An 18,762-nucleotide genomic window follows, 5' to 3' on the forward strand; every position below is an offset into this window, starting at 1 on the left:
CGGAAGGTCAGCGCAGCGACAGCGGCAAGGCGTTGACGATCAGCGACTTGACCAGTCGGCCGGGGACCCCGGTCACCACGCGGGGCTTCATCGAGTCGTCGCTGTGGATCAGCTGCACCAGCGCCTCGCCGCGGCCCAGGCTCAGGCACTGGGTGAGATAGCGGAACGAGAATGCGCTGTCGGTGCGTCCGCTGAGCAGTTTGCCCAGGTAGCGGCCCTGGGGCTGGGCGGTGGCGCAGGCCATCCGGAGGCGTCCGACGCCGGGCACGTCGACGGAGGCGGCATCCCCGGCCACGTAGACGTCGGGGTGCGACACCGAACGCAGGTGATCGTCCACCACGGCCTGGCCGCGGTCGGTGACGGCCAGGCCGGAGTCGGCGGCCAGCGGATGCGGTTCCAGCGGGCCGGCCCACACCACCACGTCGGCGGGGATCGGGCCGGCCGCAGTCTCCAGCCCGGCGGCGGTGACGGCGGTGACATGGTGCGCCTCGTCGACCCGGACCCCGAGCCGGGCGAGCACCGACAGAACGTGCGTCCGACCCCGCTTCGACAGCCAGCCACCGACCGGGCCGGACGCCACCAGCCGGACCTGCCAGTCGCGGTGGGCCTCGGCCAGCTCGGTGGCCAGTTCGATTCCGGTCGCGCCGCCGCCGACCACCGCGATCGTTCCGGGCACCGGCGCGCCGGTGATCCGACGGTGCAGCTCCTCGGCCTGCGCCGCCGAGTACGCGTGCTCGGCAGCACCGGGCACGTCGCTCCAGGCGACCCGGCTGCCGAGCGCGTACACCAGGGTGTCGTAGGCGATCCGACTGCCGTCCTCGGTGACCACCTTCCGCCCGGCCAGATCGAGTTCGACGACCCGGGTGGCCAGGTGGGTGACCTTGCGGCCGCGCAGCACGTGGGCGACCTCGGGCCGGGAGACCCGGCGGCCGACGGCGATCTCGTGCTGGCGCACCCGGTGCTCGAAGCGCCGCTCCGGGGCGATCAAGGTGACCTGGTTCGGCCCTCGGCCGATCCCGGCGGCGGCGGACAGCCCCGCGTAGCCCGCGCCGATCACCACGATGTGCTTGCCGGTCATTTCGTTCTCCTTCACGGACCCCGCCGGGTGGCGGATACGGAAGGGGGACGGAGCAGCTCGCGGGAGTGTGACCGTGACCTGTGTCACGCCTCCGTGAGGTGGGCGAGCTTCTCCGGGTTGACCATGGCGTACGCGGAGGTGATCCGGCCGTCCGCGACGGTGAACGCCAGTACGCCACCGATCACCCCCGGTGTGGCGTACCAGACCGCGCCCAGTTCGCCGTTGACCAGCATCGGCACCAGCGGGCGCTGCGCATCGACCGAGCGCTCGGCGAGCTTGCGGACCAGGCGGCCCACGTGGATCGCGCCGAGCAGCGGCCGGCGGCCCGCACTGACGATCCCGCCGCCGTCGGCGTGCCAGACCACCTCGGGGTCGAGCACCTTCATCAGCGCCGTCAGGTCGCCGCCGGTCGCCGCGGCGATGAACGCCGTCACCACCTGCCGGTGCTCGGCCGGGTCGACGGTGCTGCGACGGCCGCTGTCCCGCACCCGCCGGCGGGCCCGCGAGGCGAGCTGCCGGGTGGCCTCGGGGGAACGGTCCAACGCCGAGGCGATCTCCTCGAAGCCCACCGCGAAGACGTCGTGCAGTACGAACGCGGCCCGCTCCGCCGGACTCAGCTGCTCCATCACCGCGAGCATCGCCACCGACACGGCCTCGCCGACCTCGGCCAACTCGGCGGGGGATTTCTCGGTGCTCAGCAGTGGCTCCGGCAGCCACTCGCCGAAGTACGCCTCCCGGCGGGCCCGGGCCGAACCCAGCTGGTCGTAGCAGAGCCTGGTCACCACCGTGGTCAGGTAGGCACGCGGTTCGGCGATGTTCGACCGGTCGGCCGACTGCCAACGCAGCCAGGCCTCCTGCACCACGTCCTCGGCGTCGGCGACCGAACCCAGCAGGCGGTAGGCCACCGCCCCCAGGTAGCGGCGCTCGGCCTGGAACGCGTCCACGGGGCCGGACGGTGCGGGGACGGCCGCGGTCGGATCGGGCATTCGCCAACGGTAGCGCGCCGAACATCCGGGGCGGCAAGCGGTATTGATCCGGCGTCAGGCGGTGGCGGAGGCGGATGCCTGCGGGTCGGTGACCGCTCGGCCGGTGCCGGCGACTCGGTGGCAGGCGGTCGCCCGGTTGTCGGCGGTTTCTCGGTCGGCAGCGACCGCTCGGCCGGTGCCCGCTCGGTCGCCAACCGCCGAGTGGCCGTCAGAAGCGGGACGCCGTCGGGTGCGGGGTGTTCTCCACGCTGTGCAGCAGATCCCGGAGCAGCGTGTTCAGCTCGGACAGCCGCTGCTCGCCCAGCCGGTCGATGATCCGCTGCTGGACGGCGGTGCCCGCGGCCACTGCCTGGTCGACCGTCTCGCGGCCGGCGTCGGTGAGGGTGATCCGCAGGCCGCGCCGGTCGTTCGGGTCGGGGGAGCGGGTGACCAGGCCGGCCCGCTCCAGCTTGTCCAGCCGGCCGGTCATTCCGCCGGTGGTGAGCATCAGGGTGGCGGTCAGCTCGCGCGGTGACAGCGAGAACGGCTCTCCGGAGCGGCGCAGCGTGGCCAGGACGTCGAACTCGCCGTTGCCGATGCCGAACGGCGCGTACGCCTGCTCCATCAGGTCGCTGACCGCGCGCGAGACCCGGTGCACCCGGCCGAACGCGGCCATGGCCTCCGTCCGGCCGGCGAGGTCGGGGCGCTCGTGCCGCCACTGATCGGCGATCGCGTCCACGGGGTCGTGCGCACTGCTGCGAAGGTCCACTCGGTCCATTTGGTCAGTGTGGCACAGGGCTGCTCGGAAGTGAGTGGGTGAGTGCCGAGATGTCTTTCGTTAATTGACTCGACAGTAAGTAGCTTGGCGCTAAGCTATCTCTCATGCGAACCGTAGCTCTCACCGCGCTCGCCCCGCTCGCGTGGGGCTCCACCTATGCCGTGACGACCGAACTGCTCCCTGCGGACCGGCCGTTGCTCACTGCCACTCTGCGCGCCCTGCCCGCCGGCCTGGTGCTGCTGGCCGTCACCCGACGACTGCCCAGCGGCTCCTGGTGGTGGCGCTCGGCCGTGCTGGGGACGCTCAACATCGGCGTCTTCTTCGCTCTGCTCTTCGTTGCCGCCTACCGCCTGCCCGGCGGAGTGGCCGCCGTCCTCGGCGCGATACAGCCGCTGCTGGCCGCCGGCCTGGCCGTGCCCCTGCTGGGGGAGCGATTCGGTCGGCGGGCCCTGTTGGCCGGGACGGTAGGTGTGTTCGGCGTGGCCCTGGTGGTGCTGCGCGCCACCGCCCGGTTGGACGCGATAGGTGTGCTGGCCGGTCTCGCCGGGGCCGGGGCGATGGCCGCCGGCACGGTGCTCACCAAGCGCTGGGGCCGCCCGGACGGCGTCGGCCCGCTCGCCCTGACGGGATGGCAGCTCACCGCCGGCGGTCTGCTGCTGCTCCCGGTCGCCGCCCTGGTCGAGGGCGCTCCGCCCGCGCTCAGCGGCACCAACCTGCTCGGGTACGCCTACCTCGCGGTGGCCAACACCGCGCTGGCGTACTGGGTCTGGTTCCGCGGCATTGGTCGTCTGCCCGCCACGTCGGTGGCCTTCCTGGGCCTGCTCAGCCCGGTGTCGGCGGCAGTGATCGGCTGGGCCGCTCTCGGCCAGTCCCTCAACGCCGTGCAGCTGCTGGGAATGGCCCTCGCCCTGAGCTCCACCCTGCTCGGCCAACGCCCGGCTGGCCGACCCGCCACCACGGTGGTCGCCGCCTCGGACGCCGGTTCGATCGCCAACGCCTCGACCACAACCGCCCCGGCCCTGAGTGCCCCGACTGCCCCTGCCGCCCCGACCGCCGCCACCTCTTCGATCCCGACCGCCACCACTCCGGCCGGCCCTGCCTCGGCCCTCCCCCTCGCCGCGATACGCGAGGGGGAGGCCCGCGGTGCGGACCTCCCCCAGGGCGGCTGACAGGCCGAGCCGGTCGGCCGGGCAGCGGGCTGACGTCGCGTCAGTCGACCTCGGCCACCGCCTGGGCGAACTGCGCCTGGTACAGCCGGGCGTAGGCGCCGTCGGCAGCGATCAGCTGGTCGTGGTTGCCCTGCTCCACGATCGAACCGTTCTCCATCACCAGGATCACGTCGGCATCCCGGATGGTGGAGAGGCGGTGGGCGATCACGAAGGAGGTGCGGCCGGTACGCAGCTCCGCCATCGCCCGCTGGATCAGCACCTCGGTGCGGGTGTCGACGGAGCTGGTCGCCTCGTCGAGCACCAGGATCGAGGGCTGGGCGAGGAAGGCCCGGGCGATGGTGATCAGCTGCTTCTCGCCCGCGCTGACGCCGGTGCCCTCGTCGTCCAGGACGGTGTCGTAGCCGTCGGGGAGGGTGCGCACGAAGCGGTCCACGTGCGCGGCCTTCGCCGCCTCGATCACCTGCTCGCGGGTGGCGGTTTCGGCACCGTAGGCGATGTTCTCGGCGATGGTGCCGCCGAACAGCCAGGTGTCCTGGAGCACCATGCCGATGCCGGAGCGCAGCTCCTCGCGGGACATCGCGGCGATGTCCACGCCGTCGAGGGTGATCCGGCCGCCGCTCACCTCGTAGAAACGCATCAGGAGGTTGACCATGGTGGTCTTGCCGGCACCGGTCGGTCCGACGATGGCCACGGTGTGGCCGGGTTCGACCTTCAGCGACAGGCCGTCGATGAGCGGCTTCTCCGGGTCGTAACGGAAGGAGACGTCCTCGAAAGCGACGCGGCCGTGCACCTCGGCGGGGCGCTCCGGATGCTGCGGCTCGGGAGACTGCTCGTCGGCGTCGAGCAGTTCGAAGACCCGCTCGGCGGAGGCGACACCGGACTGCACGAGGTTGGCCATCGAGGCGACCTGGCTGAGCGGCTGGCTGAACTGGCGGGAGTACTGGATGAACGCCTGGACGTCACCGATGGACAGCGCGCCGGTGGCCACCCGCAGACCGCCGACCACGGCGACCAGCACGTAGTTGATGTTGCCGACCAGCATCATCGCGGGCTGGATGATGCCCGAGATGAACTGCGCACGGAAGGAGGCTTCGTAGAGTGCCTGGTTCTCCTGCTGGAAGAGGTCCCTCGACTCCTTCTGGCGGCCGAATACCTTCACCAGGCTGTGCCCGGTGAACATCTCCTCGATGTGGGCGTTCAGCTTGCCGGTGGAGCCCCACTGCTTGATGAACTGAGGCTGGGCCCGCTTGCCGACCTTGGCGGCGACCACCACCGAGACCGGGACGGAGATCAGCGCTATCAAGGCCAGCAGCGGGGAGATCCAGAACATCATCCCGAGCACGCCGACGATGGTCAGCAGCGAGTTGACGACCTGTCCCATGGTCTGCTGCATCGACTGGTTGATGTTGTCGATGTCGTTGGTGACTCGGCTCAGTACCTCACCGCGCGGCTGGCGGTCGAAGTAGCTGAGCGGCAGCCGGGCGAGCTTCGCCTCGGTCTCCTCGCGGAGCCGGAACACCGCACGGTTGATCGCCAGCGCGGACAGCCGGCCCTGGACCACGCCGAACACCACGGCGGCCAGGTAGATGCCCAGAACCCAGAGAAGGATGGTGCCGATGGCACCGAAGTCCATGCCCCGGCCGGGGGTGAAGTCGATCGAGGCGAGCAGGTCGGCGATGTTGCCCTCGCCCTTGGCACGCAGACCGTCGAGCACGGCCTGCTTGCTCGGGGCTCCGGCGAAGCGCGGTCCGGTGGCTCCGGCGACGATCAGGTCGGTCGCCTTGCCGAGCACCCGGGGGCCGACCACCGCACAGCCGACGGAGAGCGCGCCGAATCCGAGCACGCTGAACAGCAGCTTGCGTTCCGGCTTGAGCAGACCGATCAGGCGCTTCGCGGAGCCGCCGAGGTCCTTGGCCTTCTCGGTGCCCTGGGCGCCCATGAACCGCGCCGGTCCGGGCCCGCCGCGGCGGGCGGCCGCCTCCTGCGAGGTCGAGACCGTCTCCTGCTCGTCGTCGCCCGCGGGGGCGTCGGCCTTGCCGAGGTCGGGCTTGCCCGGCTTCGACCCGGCCGTGCCGGCGTCGGCAGGGTCGGCAGCGGCCATACCGGCCGCAGTGGGTCCGGCAGTTGCGGGTCCGGCCGCATCGAGGTTGGTGACGCCGGGCGCGGTGGTGCCGGGCTCGGTCACGTCGGGGCTGTCGGGGGTGGTCACGCCGCCGCCTCCTGCTCGGTGAGCTGGGAGAGCACGATCTCCCGGTACGTCGGGTTGTCGGCCATCAGCTCCTGGTGGGTGCCGGTGCCGACGACGGCGCCCTCGTCGAGGACGATGATCCGGTCGGCGTCGCGGATGGTGGAGACGCGCTGGGCGACGATCACCACGGTGGCGTTCCCGGTCTCGTCCGCGAGCGCGGCGCGCAGGCGGGCGTCGGTGGCGTAGTCGAGGGCCGAGAAGGAGTCGTCGAACAGGTAGATCTCGGGCTTGCGGACCAGGGCCCGGGCGATCGCCAGGCGCTGGCGCTGGCCGCCGGAGACGTTGGTGCCGCCCTGTGCGATCGGGGCGTCCAGGCCTTCGGGGAACTTTTCCACGAAGTCCTTGGCCTGGGCGATCTCCAGGGCGTGCCAGAGTTCCTCGTCGGTGGCCTCGGGCTTGCCGTAGCGCAGGTTGGAAGCGACGGTGCCGGAGAACAGGTACGGCTTCTGCGGGACGAGGCCGATCACCTCGGACAGTTTCTGCGGGTCGAGGTCGCGGACGTCCACGCCGTTGACCAGCACCTCGCCACCGGTGGCGTCGAAGAGCCGGGGGACGAGGCCGAGCAGGGTGGTCTTGCCGGCACCGGTGGAGCCGATGACGGCGGTGGTCTCGCCGGGCCGGGCGGTCAGGTCGATGCCGCGCAGCACCGGCACCTCGGCGCCGGGGTAGCGGAAGTCGACGCCGCGCAGTTCCAGCGTGCCGTGAGTGTGCAGTTCGGTGACGGGGGCCAGCGGCGGGACGACGCTGGAGGAGGTGTCCAGCACCTCCTGGATGCGCTCGGCGCAGACCTCGGCACGCGGCACCATCATGAACATGAAGGTGGCCATCATGACGCTCATCAGAATCTGCAGCAGATAGGAGAGGAAAGCGGTGAGTGCGCCGATCTGCATGCCGCCGCTGTCGATGCGGTGCGCGCCGAACCAGAACACGGCGACGCTGGAGATGTTCACCACGCCCATGACGATGGGGAACATCAGCGACATCAGCCGGCCGACCCGCAGCGAGTAGTCGGCGAGTTCGCCGTTGGCACCGCTGAAGCGCTGCTTCTCGTGGTCGTCCTTGACGAAGGCGCGGATGACCCGGATGCCGGTGATCTGCTCGCGCATGATCCGGTTGACCGAGTCGATGCGGGTCTGCATGCCGCGGAACTGCGGCCGCATCTTGGCGACCAGCACGGTGACGACGGCGCCCAGCGCGGGCACCACGGCCAGCAGCAGGCCGGACAGCGGCACGTCCTGGTTGAGCGCCATGACGATGCCGCCGATGCACATGATCGGTGCGGCGACCATCAGCGTGAAGGTCATCAGGGCCAGCATCTGGACCTGCTGGACGTCGTTGGTGGTGCGGGTGATCAGCGAGGGCGCACCGAACTGGTTGAGCTCGCGGGCGGAGAACTCCTGCACCCGGGAGAACACCGCGGCGCGCAGGTCGCGGCCGACGGCCATCGCGGTGCGGGCGCCGTAGTAGACCGCGCCGATCGAGCAGACGGCCTGGGCGAGCGAGACGCCGACCATCACGCCGCCGACCCGCAGGATGTATCCGGTGTCGCCCTTGAGGACGCCGCTGTCGATGATGTCGGCGTTCAGCGTCGGCAGGTACAGCATGCCGATGGTGGAGATCAGCTGAAGCAGCACCAGCACTGTGATGTCGCGGGAGTAGGGGCCGAGGTGAGCCCGTAGAAGTCTGAAAAGCACCGTGCCACTCTCGTCTGCGAGGGGGACGCACGCATCCCAAATTCGGGTACTTGTGAAAAAGCTTCACCCGTGGACCGGGCCTGTACGTCTGGTGTGCACTCTGCCTGCACTGCCGCCCCGTGAGTGTGCCAGCTCACGTCACCCCCTTACGGAACGGCTTTTCACCCCCTAGGCTGCTGATTGCCCTCTTGTTACTCACCGGTTAAGTCGGTTGCCGGCCGCGCCCCCACGGCCGTCGTTCACCCACTCTCGGTCCACCCGCCCCCGGAGGTCCTCGTTGAGTTCCGCGCAGTCCATGATCGAGCGGCGTCCGCCCTCCGTGGCGCATCTTCTGCTCAGCAGGGTAAAGGCCACGCCGAACGGTGAGGCGTATCGGTACCCGGTTCCGGTGGACGAGCAGGCCGCGGACAGCGCGCCGGGCGCGGAGCAGTGGCGGTCGCTGACCTGGGCGCAGGCCAACGAACGGATCCGCGCCGTCGCGGCGGGCCTGATGGCGCTGGGCATCCGGGCCGAGGACCGGGTCGCGATCGCCTCCGCCACCCGGATCGAGTGGATCCTCGCGGACCTGGGCAACATGTGCGCCGGCGCGGCCACCACCACGGTCTACCCGAGCACCAACGCCGACGAGACCGCGTTCATCCTGGCCAACTCCGGCAGCCGCGCGCTGTTCGCCGAGAACGCCGGCCAGCTGCGCAAGGCCGCCGAGCAGAAGGCCGGACTGCCCGCGCTGGAGTACGTGATCGTCTTCGACGAGCCGGGCGACGACGTGCCGCAGGTCGAGGGCCTGACCGTGCTGACGCTGGCCGAGCTGGAGCAGCGCGGCACCGCGTACCTGGGCGAGAACCCGGACGCCGTCGACAAGGCGATCGACTCGCTCGACAAGGAGCAGCTGGCCACCCTGATCTACACCTCCGGCACCACCGGCCGCCCGAAGGGCGTGCGCCTGGTGCACGACTGCTGGTCGTACGAGGGCGTGGCGCAGGAGGAGAGCGGGCTGCTGCGCTCCGACGACGTGCAGTTCATGTGGCTGCCGCTGTCGCACGTGTTCGGCAAGACGCTGATCTCCGGCCAGATCGCCACCGGCCACGTGATGGCGGTGGACGGCCGGGTGGACCGGATCATCCACAACCTGCCGGTGATCCGTCCGACCCTGATGGCGTCCGCGCCGCGGATCTTCGAGAAGGTCTACAACGGCATCGCCGGAAAGGCCCGGGCCGAGGGCGGGGCCAAGTACAAGATCTTCATGTGGGCGGCGCAGGTGGCCCGCGAGTACGCGCAGACCATCCAGGCCAACCAGGTCGCGCACGGCCACGAGAGCGCCCCACTGGGCCTGCGGCTGCAGCACAGCCTGGCCGACAAGCTGGTTTACACCAAGATCCGGGCGGCGTTCGGCGGCCGGCTGCGCGGCGCGGTGTCCGGCAGCGCGGCGCTCGCCCCGGAGATCGGCTACTTCTTCAAGGGCGCGGGCGTCCCGGTGCTGGAGGGCTACGGGCTGACCGAGACGTCGGCCGGTTCCACCGTGAACCGGGCCGAGGACTTCCGGGTCGGCACCGTCGGCATCCCGCTGCCCGGCACCGAGGTGCGGATCGCCGAGGACGGCGAGATCCTGCTGCGCGGCCCGGGCGTCATGCGCGGCTACCACGAGCTGCCCGAGCAGACCGCGGAGGTGCTGGAGTCGGACGGCTGGTTCCACACCGGCGACATCGGCGAGCTCGGTGCAGGCGGCTACCTGCGGATCACCGACCGCAAGAAGGACATGTTCAAGACCTCCGGCGGCAAGTACGTCGCGCCGAGCGAGGTCGAGGGCAAGTTCAAGGCGGTCTGCCCGTTCGTCAGCAACATCCTGGTGATCGGCAACGGCCGCAACTACTGCACCGCGCTGATCGGCCTCGACGAGACGGTGATCATGCCGTGGGCGGCCGAGCACGGCCTGGCCGGCAAGTCGTACGCCGAGGTGGTGGCGGCCCCGGCCACCGTGGAGCTGATAGACGGCTTCGTGAAGCGGCTCAACGGCGAGCTGCAGCGCTGGCAGACGATCAAGAAGTTCGCCCTGCTCCCGCGTGACCTGGACATCGAGCACGGCGAACTCACCCCCAGCCTGAAGATCAAGCGCCCGGTGGTGGAGAAGACCTACGCCGACCGGGTGACCGAGATGTACGCGGGTGCCAACGAAGCCTGAGTCCGCACGGTTCCGGTACGGCCTTCGGACTTTCGCGGGCCGTACCGGACAATGGGCACATGCCCTCCGCACTCCCCGACGGCGAACCGGTGCCGTCCGACGGCTCGCTGCCCGCCCACGCCCTGGACGGGCTCGGTTCCCGGCCGTTCGGTTTCTACCTGCATGTGCCGTACTGCGCCAGCCGCTGCGGCTACTGCGACTTCAACACCTACACCGCCACCGAACTGCGCTCCTCGGGCACGGTCGCCTCGCAGGACACCTACGCCGACAACGTGATCGCCGAGATCCGGCTGGCCCGCCGGGTGCTGGGCGACACGGACCTGCCGGTGCAGACGGTGTTCCTCGGCGGCGGCACCCCCACCCTGCTGCCCGCCCGTGACCTGGTGCGGATGCTGGCAGCGCTGCGCGAGGAGTTCGGTCTGGCCGAGGGCGCGGAGATCACCACCGAGGCCAACCCGGAGTCGGTGGACCCGGCGTACCTGACCGAGCTGCGCGAGGGCGGCTACAACCGGATCTCCTTCGGCATGCAGAGCGCCCGCCCGCACGTGCTGCAGATCCTGGACCGCCACCACACCCCGGGCCGCCCGGAGGCGTGCGTCGCCGAGGCCCGCGCGGCCGGCTTCGAGCACGTCAACCTGGACCTGATCTACGGCACCCCCGGCGAGTCCGACCAGGACTGGCAGGCCTCGCTGGACGCGGCGATCGGCGCCCGCCCCGACCACGTCTCCGCATACTCGCTGATCGTCGAGGACGGCACCCGGCTGGCCGCCCGGGTCCGGCGCGGCGAACTGCCGATGATCGACGACGACGTGCACGCCGACCGCTACCTGATGGCCGATCAGGCGCTCGCCGCCGCCGGGTACTCCTGGTACGAGGTCTCCAACTGGGCCACCACGCCGGAGGGCCGCTGCCGCCACAACGAGCTGTACTGGACGGGCGCCGACTGGTGGGGCGCCGGACCGGGCGCGCACAGCCACGTCGGCGGGGTCCGCTGGTGGAACGCCAAGCACCCGGCCGCGTACGCGCAGGCGCTCGCCGAGGGCCGCACGCCCGCGCTCGGCCGCGAGGTGCTGGCCGGCGAGGACCGCCGGGTCGAGCGGATCCTGCTGGAACTGCGTCTGGTCGAGGGCTGCCCGCTGGACCTGCTCACCGACACCGGCCGCAAGGCCGCCGACCGGGCCCTCGCCGACGGCCTGTTGGAGCCCGGCCCGTACACCCGGGGCCGGGCCGCGCTGACCCTGCGCGGGCGGCTGCTGGCCGACGCGGTGGTCCGCGACCTGGTCGACTGACGCGTCGGCGGTTCGGCGGTTCGGCGGTTCGGCGGTTCGGCGGTTCGGCGGTTCGGCCGGGGCGGGTGCACCGGGGAAACCGGTCGCAAACCGCCCGATCGGGGGACTGCGGGCGTGAAACGCCTCGGTGGGCTGCGGCCAATTACTCGGTGAAGGGACCCACCGGGTTCCCCCGACCGAGGAGGGACGCATGCGTATCCGTGAGCACCCTCAGGACGAAGCGGGCCCCGAGGGCCGCACTCCGGAGCTGACCACTCCGGACGGCTTCGATGCGTTCTACCGCCAACACGTCAACGCCATACTCGACTTCGTCACCCGCCGGGTCAGCGACCCCCACCTGGCGGCCGACCTCACCGCGGACATCTTCGTCGCGGCGCTGGAGGCCGCCGGCAGCTACCGGCCCGAGCGCGGGACGGCGGCCGGCTGGCTGTACGGCATCGCCCGGTACGTCCTCGCCGGGCACTGGCGGGGCGACAGTCGGGAGCGGCGGGCGATGGGTCGGCTGTCCGGCCGCCGGCTGCTCGCCGAGGAGGACATCCTCGCCCTGGAGGAACGGATCGACGCCCAGCGCGCCGTCCGTGACCTCGCGCAGCAGCACGCGGGGCTCAGCACGCCGCTGCGAGAGGTCCTCGACCTGGTCGTGGTGGACGGCCTGAGTACCGCCGAGGCCGCACAGGCGCTCTGCATCTCGCAGGCCACCGTCCGGGTCCGCCTGCACCGGGCCCGCCGCAAGCTCGGTGCCGAACGACAGCCCGCCCGCAAGGACCTGCCCCGCCCCGGTGCGGCCCTGCTGGTGCCCCGTCCGAGCGCCCCCGTCGACCCGATGATCGAGGTGTCCCCGTGAACAGCACCCGTCGCACGCCGTCCACCAGCAACTTCGAGCGGAAGCTCGGCGAGGAGCTGGCCGCTCTCGCCGCCGAACGGAGCGTCGCCGCCGACCGGGTCGCACGCCGCAGCGTGCTGCGCCGCCGCCCGCTGCTGGCCGCCGTCGCGATCGGCGTGGCGGCCGTCGCCACCGCGCTGGTGCTGCCCGCGGTGCTGGGCGTCGAGCACGGAGGGAACGCCGCGTACGCCGTCACCCAGGAGTCGGACGGCACCATCGCGCTGCAACTGCGCGACCCGGCCGCGCTGGCCGACCTGGTCGCCACCCTGCAGCGGTACGGGGTGCGGGCGGCCGGGATCGAGGAGGCCCGGACGCCCGAGGAGTGCACGCTGCCGGAGCCGAAGGGCACCCGTGCCCAACCCGACCGGGTGCGGCCCGGTGACGGCCCCGGCACGGTGCGGATCGACCCCAAGCTCGTCCCACCAGGGTCGACGGTGCTGCTGACGGCGGGCCGGACCCGGATCGGTGGCACGGTGATGAACAGCTTCCGCGCCGTCGTGGTGGACGCGGTGCCCGCCTGCGTGCCCGCGCCGCAGATCTCCGTGCCGGGCCCGGCCGACCCGTCCGCCGCGCCGGTCGTCTCCCCGACCTCGGCCGTGCCGCCGTCCGGGAGGTTGTCCGATTGAGCAGCCGTCCGATCGAGTGGAAGTCAGGTGCTGCCCGGCAGGGTGACGAAATCGATCAACTCCTCGACCCGGCCGAGGAGTTCCGGCTCCAGATCCTTCCAGCCGTCGACCGAGGCGAGGATCCGCTTCCAGGCGGCCGGGGTGTCCACCGGCCAGCCGAGACGGCGGCAGACGCCCTCCTTCCACACCTCGCCGCGTGGCACCTCGGGCCAGGCCGCGAAGCCGAGACCGGCGGGTTTGACGGCCTGCCAGATGTCGACGTACGGGTGGCCGACGACCAGCACGTGGTCACCGGTCACCCGGGCGGCGATCCGGTGCTCCTTGGTGCCGGGCAGCAGATGGTCGACCAGCACGCCCAGCCGGCGGCCCGGGCCGGGCGCGAACTCGGCGACGATCGCGGGCAGGTCGTCCACGCCCTCCAGGTACTCGACCACCACGCCCTCGATCCGCAGGTCGTCGCCCCAGACCCGTTCGACGAGTTCGGCGTCGTGCCGGCCCTCGACGTAGATCCGCGACTCACGGGCCACCCGGGCACGCGCCCCGGGCACCGCGACCGACCCGGAAGCCGTCCGCCCGGGCCCGCGCTGCGGAGCCGGCCCGGTCGGGCGGACCAGCGTCACCACCCGTCCCTCCAGCAGGAATCCGCAGGGCACCAACGGAAACACCCGGTGCTTGCCGAACCGGTCCTCCAACGTGACGGTGAAGCCCTCCGCGGTCCGCTCGCACCGCACCACCGCCCCGCAGAACCCGGTCGCCGCCTCCTCCACCACCAGATCCCGCTCCGCCGCCACCTCCGGCGCGGGCTGCTGCCGCTTCCACGGCGGGGTCAGATCCGGCCCGTACTCCCTGCTGCGCATGCCCCGCAGTCTACGAAACCGCCCCCGACGCCCCGTCAGCCGATGTACGCCGCCGCCGTCGACAGCACCTCGACGATCCGTTCGCCGACCGTCGCTCCGTGCGGAACCGTCCGTACCTCCGCGTCGCCCCACCGCGAGCGGACACCCCGGACCGTCAGCAGATGCACCACCCGCAGCGTGCGCAGGGTGTTGGACACCTCGCCGGGCACCGGCCCGGGCTGCCCGGCGGCGAACACCTCGGCCACCGGGTCCAGCCAGCCGACGGCCCGGCGTTCCGTCAGCTCGGGGCGGGTCAGCGTCAGGGCGAGCGCGAAGCCGAGGCGGTCATCCTCCATCGCGTCGAAGACGTGCCCGGTGGGAGCGAGCAGGCGGGCCGCGCCGAGGGAGAGCAACGGCTCCGGGCGGACATCCGGGTGCTGCCCGAAGGCGGCCAGCAGGTCGGCGCCGTGCGCGACGGCGTGCAGCCAGCCCAGTTCGGGGTGGTGGCCGCGCAGGTCGCTCTCGGCCGGGTACCAGCGGGCGAACGCGGCGAGCCACTCGGCGCGCAGCGTCCCGGCCCGGACCAGCCGGGCAAGGACGAGTGGGGCGAACGTCCGGGCCTGGATCTCGGGGTCCTCGAAGCGGGCCGCCATCGCGTCGCCGAGTGCCAGCCGCCGTTCCTCGGGCAGCCCGGGCACCCAGTCGGCCAGCCGGGAGTACGCGCGTTCGTCGCGTTCCACCGGGTCGGGCGAGCGCAGTGCCTCGGCTACGGCGGCCAGCTCGGCGTCGGACGGGTCCCGGTCGGGCAGGGCGGTCCAGTCGATCATGGGCCACCACCCTAGGAACGTTCCGGGGAGCTGTCAGCCCTCCAGCCCGGGAGCGCCCCAGACCGGGAACCAGCGGGAGAGGTCGGACTCGATGCGCAGGTCGTTGCGGAGCAGGTTGGAGATCTCGATCTCCAGGGGGTTGTTGCGCTTCTCCTGGCCGGGCAGTTTGCACATCGGGTAGAAGGTGCCGCGCTTGTAGAGGTAGACCAGGCCGAGCGAGCGGCCCTCGTGGTCGCGGAAGGCGACGATCGAGCAGAGGAGTTGGGGGCCGAAGCCGTTGGCCTCCAGTTCGCTGTTGACCGCGTGCAGGTCGTTGACCAGGTCGGGGAGTTCCTCGGGGGTGTGCCGGGCGAGCAGCCAGGAGTAGCCGTAGTCGTCGCGGGAGGCTTCGACGGGGGTGCCGCCGCGTTCGGTGTCGGCGTCGAGGAGCGCTCGGACCTGCTGCTGGACTTCGGCGAACGCGCCGCCCTCGACGGCGGCGAAGCACACCGAGCCGAGGCCGGTGGGGCGGAATCCGGTGGCGGCCTGCAGGGTGAGCGCGGCCGAGGGGATGCCGAACAGCTGGTCGAGGTCCGGCTTCACGGGCTTGCTGCGGCCGAACAGGGCGTCCAGGAATCCCACGGGGTCGAGCTCCTTGCGTCGGGGGTCGGGAAGAGGTCACTGCCCGAGTTCGGCGGAGATCTTCGACAGCTGCGCGAGCCGCTGCTCCAGCGACGGGTGGGTGGAGAACAGCTGCGCGGCGGTCTCCTTGGCGCTCAGCGCGGGCGCGAAGTAGAAGGCGTTGTAGGGCTGGGCCTTGCGCAGGTCCTCGGTCGGGATGGCGGCGATCTGGCCGGTCACCTTGGTCAGCGCGGAGGCGAGTGCGCTGGGCCGCCCGGTCAGCTGGGCGGCGGCCCGGTCGGCGGCGAGTTCGCGGTAACGGGAGAGCAGCCTGGTGAGCAGGAAGCTGATCGCGTACACCACCATCGAGGCCAGCGGGACGAGGATCATCGCGATGGCGGCGTTGGAGTCGTTGCTGTTGCGGTTGCCGCCGCCCATCATTCCGCCGTAGAGCGCGATCCGGGTCATCGCGCCGGCCAGTACGCCGAGGAAGCCGGCCACCGTCATCACCGCCACGTCCCGGTGCGCGACGTGCGAGAGCTCGTGGGCGAGGACGCCCTCCAGTTCCTCCGGTTCCAGCCGGCGCAGCAGGCCGGTGGTCACGCAGATGACCGCGTTCTCCGGGTTCCGGCCGGTGGCGAAGGCGTTCGGCATGTCGTTGCGGGCGACCGCGACCCGCGGTTTGGGCATGTCGGCGAGCGCGCACAGCCGGTCCACCGCGCCGTGCAGCTGCGGGAACTCCTCGGGGGAGACCTGGTGGGCGCCCATCGCCCGTTCGGTGATCTTGTCGGAGAACCAGAACTGGGCGACGAACAGGCCGCCGGCGATCAGCACCACCAGCGGCCAGGCGCCGCGCAGCAGCACGATCAGCAGCCCGGTGAAGCCGACGTAGAGCAGGCCGATCAAGAACATGGTGGTGACCATCCGACCGGTCAGGCCGCGGTCGGGGGTGAACCGGGAGTGCTGTCGTGACGCCGACATCGCTGCTCCTCCTTCGCCTCTTCGCCTTCGATGCTGCCACTGGCAGGGCCCGTAGGCACCATCCGAAACGATGGGAATCCGATGGGAATGCGGCTCGGGCGGCCCCCGGGCATCGGCCGGTCCGGTATTCGGTCGAGGATCACGTGGGCGGACCGTTCCTGCCATCAGGCCCGGGCCGTACACTGGCAGGTACGGTTCTGGCACTCTGCCCAGTTGAGTGCCAGAGTTGATCGACCACCGGTTCAACGGACGACGACGGAGGTGCGTGCCCCATGCCGGACGACGGCAAGACCGACGGCCGCCTGATCGACCCCCGTTCGTCCGTGCGCCCACTGGACGAGCGTCGGCTCGCCGTGCTGCGCGCGATCGTCCAGGACTACGTGGGCACCGAGGAGCCGGTCGGCTCCAAGGCCCTGGTGGAGCGCCACAACCTGGGCGTCTCGCCGGCCACGGTGCGCAACGACATGGCGGCGCTGGAGGAGGACGGGTTCATCCACCAGCCGCACACCAGTGCGGGGCGGATCCCGACCGACAAGGGCTACCGCCTGTTCGTCGACCGCCTCGCCGAGGTGAAGCCGATGACGGCTCCGGAGCGCCGGGCGATCCGGCACTTCCTGGAGGGCGCGGTCGACCTGGACGACGTGGTGGCCCGTACGGTGCGGCTGCTGGCGCAGCTGACCCGGCAGGTCGCGGTGGTCCAGTACCCGTCGCTGACCCGTTCCACGGTGCGGCACATCGAACTGGTGTCGCTGACCCCGACCAAGCTGATGCTGGTGCTGATCACCAACACCGGCCGGGTCGAGCAGCGGATGGTGGACTGTCCCGGCCCGGTCGGCGAGGCCCTGCTGGGAGACCTGCGGGCCAGGCTCAACGGCATGGCGGGCGGCTGTCGGCTGCCCGAGGTGCCTACTCTGCTGGAGGACCTGCCGGCCGGTTTCGAACCGGCCGACCGGCCTTCGGTCAGCACCGTGCTGACCGTCCTTTTCGAAACGCTCGCCGAACAGAACGAGGAACGGATCATGCTGGCGGGCACCGCCAACCTGACTCGTTTCGGCCATGACTTCCCCCTGTCCATCCGTCCGGTGCTGGAGGCACTGGAGGAGCAGGTGGTGCTGCTGCGCCTGCTGGGTGAGACCGCGGACTCCGCGATGACGGTCCGGATCGGTCACGAGATCGCCTACGAGGGCCTGAATTCCACGTCGGTGGTCTCCGTCGGTTACGGTTCGGGCGACCAGAGCGTGGCAAAGCTGGGTGTGATCGGTCCGACCCGGATGGATTACCCGGGCACAATGGGGGCGGTGCGAGCGGTGGCACGGTACGTCGGCCAGATCCTGGCCGAGTCATAGCAAGGTTGCGTGAGACCCTCACGCAGCCCTCGCAAGCACTTCTAGAGGCGGAACAAACCGGAGCATTTGGTGGCCACGGACTACTACGCGGTACTCGGCGTCCGACGCGACGCGGGGCAGGACGAGATCAAGAAGGCGTTCCGGCGCCTCGCCCGTGAACTGCACCCGGACGTCAACCCGGACCCGAAGACGCAGGAGCGGTTCAAGGAGATCAACGCCGCCTACGAGGTGCTCTCCGATCCGCAGAAGCGTCAGGTCTACGACCTCGGTGGCGACCCGCTGTCGCCGAACGGCGGCGGTGCGGGCGGCTTCGGTGCCGGGGCGGCCGGGTTCGGCTTCTCGGACATCATGGACGCCTTCTTCGGCGCCGCGACCGGCCAGCGCGGCCCGCGTTCGCGCACCCGCCGCGGTCAGGACGCGATGATCCGACTGGAGATCACCCTGGAGGAGGCCGCATTCGGCACCACCAAGGAACTCCAGGTCGACACCGCCGTCACCTGCACCACGTGCAGCGGTGAGGGCGCCGCACCCGGCACCTCCGCGCAGACCTGTGACATGTGTCGCGGCAAGGGCGAGGTCTCCCAGGTCACCCGGTCCTTCCTGGGCCAGGTCATGACCTCCCGTCCCTGCCCGCAGTGCCAGGGCTTCGGCACCGTCGTCCCGACCCCGTGCCCGGAGTGCGCGGGCGACGGCCGGGTCCGGGCCCGCCGCACCCTCACGGTGAAGATCCCCGCCGGTGTCGACAACGGCACCCGGATCCAGCTGGCCGGCGAGGGCGAGGTCGGCCCCGGCGGCGGCCCGGCCGGCGACCTGTACGTGGAGATCGCCGAGACCAGCCACGCCGTCTTCCAGCGCCGCGGCGACGACCTGCACTGCACGGTCACCATCCCGATGACGGCCGCCGCGCTCGGCACCCAGGTCCCGCTGCAGACCCTGGACGGCCTGGAGGAGGTCGACATCCGGCCCGGCACCCAGTCCGGCCAGTCGATCCCGCTGCACGGTCGCGGCATCACGCATCTGCGCGGCGGCGGCCGGGGCGACCTGATAGTGCACGTCGAGGTGCAGACGCCCACCAAGCTCGACCCCGAGCAGGAGGAGCTGCTGCGGCGGCTCGCCGTGATCCGCGGCGAGGAGCGGCCCTCCGGCCAGTTCGCGCCCGGTCAGCAGGGCCTGTTCTCCCGGCTGAAGGACGCCTTCAACGGCCGGTGAGACCTGTTCCTTCCGGGCCGGGAGCGGTGCATGCCGCTCCCGGTCCGGGTTTTT

The 18,762-nt window shown here is 71.4% G+C and carries 16 protein-coding genes; 7 read left to right on the forward strand and 9 right to left on the reverse strand.

The annotated features are described in order from the left end of the window. Window positions 1-7 precede the first annotated feature (7 nt). The 3 genes from ACIQF6_RS14065 to ACIQF6_RS14075 form a co-directional block, all read right to left on the reverse strand. A complete protein-coding gene (locus ACIQF6_RS14065; protein WP_400894109.1) occupies window positions 8-1,078 on the reverse strand; it encodes an NAD(P)/FAD-dependent oxidoreductase in 1,071 nt (356 codons plus the stop codon). 83 nt (window positions 1,079-1,161) lie between these two features. Continuing rightward, window positions 1,162-2,064 (reverse strand): RNA polymerase sigma factor SigJ, encoded by a 903-nt coding sequence (gene sigJ, locus ACIQF6_RS14070; RefSeq protein ID WP_400894111.1) that lies wholly within the window; start codon window positions 2,062-2,064, stop codon window positions 1,162-1,164. Window positions 2,065-2,272: 208 nt separating this feature from the next. Then, a complete protein-coding gene (locus ACIQF6_RS14075; RefSeq protein ID WP_400894113.1) occupies window positions 2,273-2,821 on the reverse strand; it encodes a MarR family winged helix-turn-helix transcriptional regulator in 549 nt (182 codons plus the stop codon). 104 nt (window positions 2,822-2,925) lie between these two features. On the opposite strand from ACIQF6_RS14075, the gene ACIQF6_RS14080 reads away from it, so the two are divergent. Then, entirely contained in the window at window positions 2,926-3,990 is a 1,065-nt protein-coding gene (locus ACIQF6_RS14080) for an EamA family transporter (RefSeq protein WP_400894115.1), read from the forward strand. Between the two features lie 40 nt (window positions 3,991-4,030). Here ACIQF6_RS14080 and ACIQF6_RS14085 read toward each other — a convergent pair whose 3' ends face one another. After that, entirely contained in the window at window positions 4,031-5,929 is a 1,899-nt protein-coding gene (locus ACIQF6_RS14085) for an ABC transporter ATP-binding protein (RefSeq protein ID WP_400895318.1), read from the reverse strand. 266 nt (window positions 5,930-6,195) lie between these two features. Further along, complete coding sequence (locus tag ACIQF6_RS14090; protein WP_400894117.1) at window positions 6,196-7,932, reverse strand: ABC transporter ATP-binding protein; 1,737 nt, start codon at window positions 7,930-7,932, stop codon at window positions 6,196-6,198. 277 nt (window positions 7,933-8,209) lie between these two features. Between ACIQF6_RS14090 and ACIQF6_RS14095 the strand changes: the two genes are divergently transcribed. The 4 genes from ACIQF6_RS14095 (at window position 8,210) to ACIQF6_RS14110 (ending at window position 12,909) form a co-directional block, all read left to right on the forward strand. After that, the gene (locus ACIQF6_RS14095) at window positions 8,210-10,111 is read left to right on the forward strand and encodes an AMP-dependent synthetase/ligase (RefSeq protein ID WP_400894119.1); all 1,902 of its coding nucleotides are present in this window, start codon (window positions 8,210-8,212) and stop codon (window positions 10,109-10,111) included. A 59-nt stretch (window positions 10,112-10,170) separates the two neighbouring features. After that, a complete protein-coding gene (hemW, locus tag ACIQF6_RS14100; protein ID WP_400894121.1) occupies window positions 10,171-11,400 on the forward strand; it encodes a radical SAM family heme chaperone HemW in 1,230 nt (409 codons plus the stop codon). Between the two features lie 190 nt (window positions 11,401-11,590). After that, the gene (locus ACIQF6_RS14105; RefSeq protein ID WP_400894123.1) at window positions 11,591-12,244 is read left to right on the forward strand and encodes an RNA polymerase sigma factor; all 654 of its coding nucleotides are present in this window, start codon (window positions 11,591-11,593) and stop codon (window positions 12,242-12,244) included. Beyond that, window positions 12,241-12,909, forward strand: coding sequence for a hypothetical protein (locus tag ACIQF6_RS14110; protein WP_400894125.1), 669 nt, complete (start codon window positions 12,241-12,243; stop codon window positions 12,907-12,909). The genes ACIQF6_RS14105 and ACIQF6_RS14110 overlap by 4 nt, the downstream gene beginning before the upstream one ends. Before the next feature lie 23 nt (window positions 12,910-12,932). On the opposite strand, the gene ACIQF6_RS14115 is transcribed toward ACIQF6_RS14110, so the two are convergent. The 4 genes from ACIQF6_RS14115 to htpX are packed head-to-tail and all read right to left on the reverse strand — an operon-like array spanning window position 12,933 to window position 16,153. Next, window positions 12,933-13,766, reverse strand: coding sequence for a DUF3097 domain-containing protein (locus ACIQF6_RS14115; protein ID WP_400894127.1), 834 nt, complete (start codon window positions 13,764-13,766; stop codon window positions 12,933-12,935). A gap of 35 nt (window positions 13,767-13,801) precedes the next feature. Beyond that, a complete protein-coding gene (locus ACIQF6_RS14120) occupies window positions 13,802-14,572 on the reverse strand; it encodes a DUF2785 domain-containing protein (protein ID WP_400894129.1) in 771 nt (256 codons plus the stop codon). A gap of 33 nt (window positions 14,573-14,605) precedes the next feature. Next, window positions 14,606-15,193: a hypothetical protein gene (locus ACIQF6_RS14125; RefSeq protein ID WP_400894131.1), complete on the reverse strand. Its 588-nt coding sequence runs from the start codon at window positions 15,191-15,193 to the stop codon at window positions 14,606-14,608. A 36-nt stretch (window positions 15,194-15,229) separates the two neighbouring features. Beyond that, complete coding sequence (htpX, locus tag ACIQF6_RS14130) at window positions 15,230-16,153, reverse strand: zinc metalloprotease HtpX (protein WP_400894133.1); 924 nt, start codon at window positions 16,151-16,153, stop codon at window positions 15,230-15,232. A 272-nt stretch (window positions 16,154-16,425) separates the two neighbouring features. Between htpX and hrcA the strand changes: the two genes are divergently transcribed. Next, the gene (gene hrcA / locus ACIQF6_RS14135) at window positions 16,426-17,499 is read left to right on the forward strand and encodes a heat-inducible transcriptional repressor HrcA (RefSeq protein ID WP_400894135.1); all 1,074 of its coding nucleotides are present in this window, start codon (window positions 16,426-16,428) and stop codon (window positions 17,497-17,499) included. A gap of 69 nt (window positions 17,500-17,568) precedes the next feature. Beyond that, window positions 17,569-18,708: a molecular chaperone DnaJ gene (gene dnaJ / locus ACIQF6_RS14140; RefSeq protein ID WP_100585723.1), complete on the forward strand. Its 1,140-nt coding sequence runs from the start codon at window positions 17,569-17,571 to the stop codon at window positions 18,706-18,708. Window positions 18,709-18,762: the final 54 nt, after the last annotated feature.

The sequence above is a fragment of the Kitasatospora sp. NPDC092948 genome, assembly GCF_044754805.1.
Taxonomy (GTDB): Bacteria; Actinomycetota; Actinomycetes; order Streptomycetales; family Streptomycetaceae; genus Kitasatospora.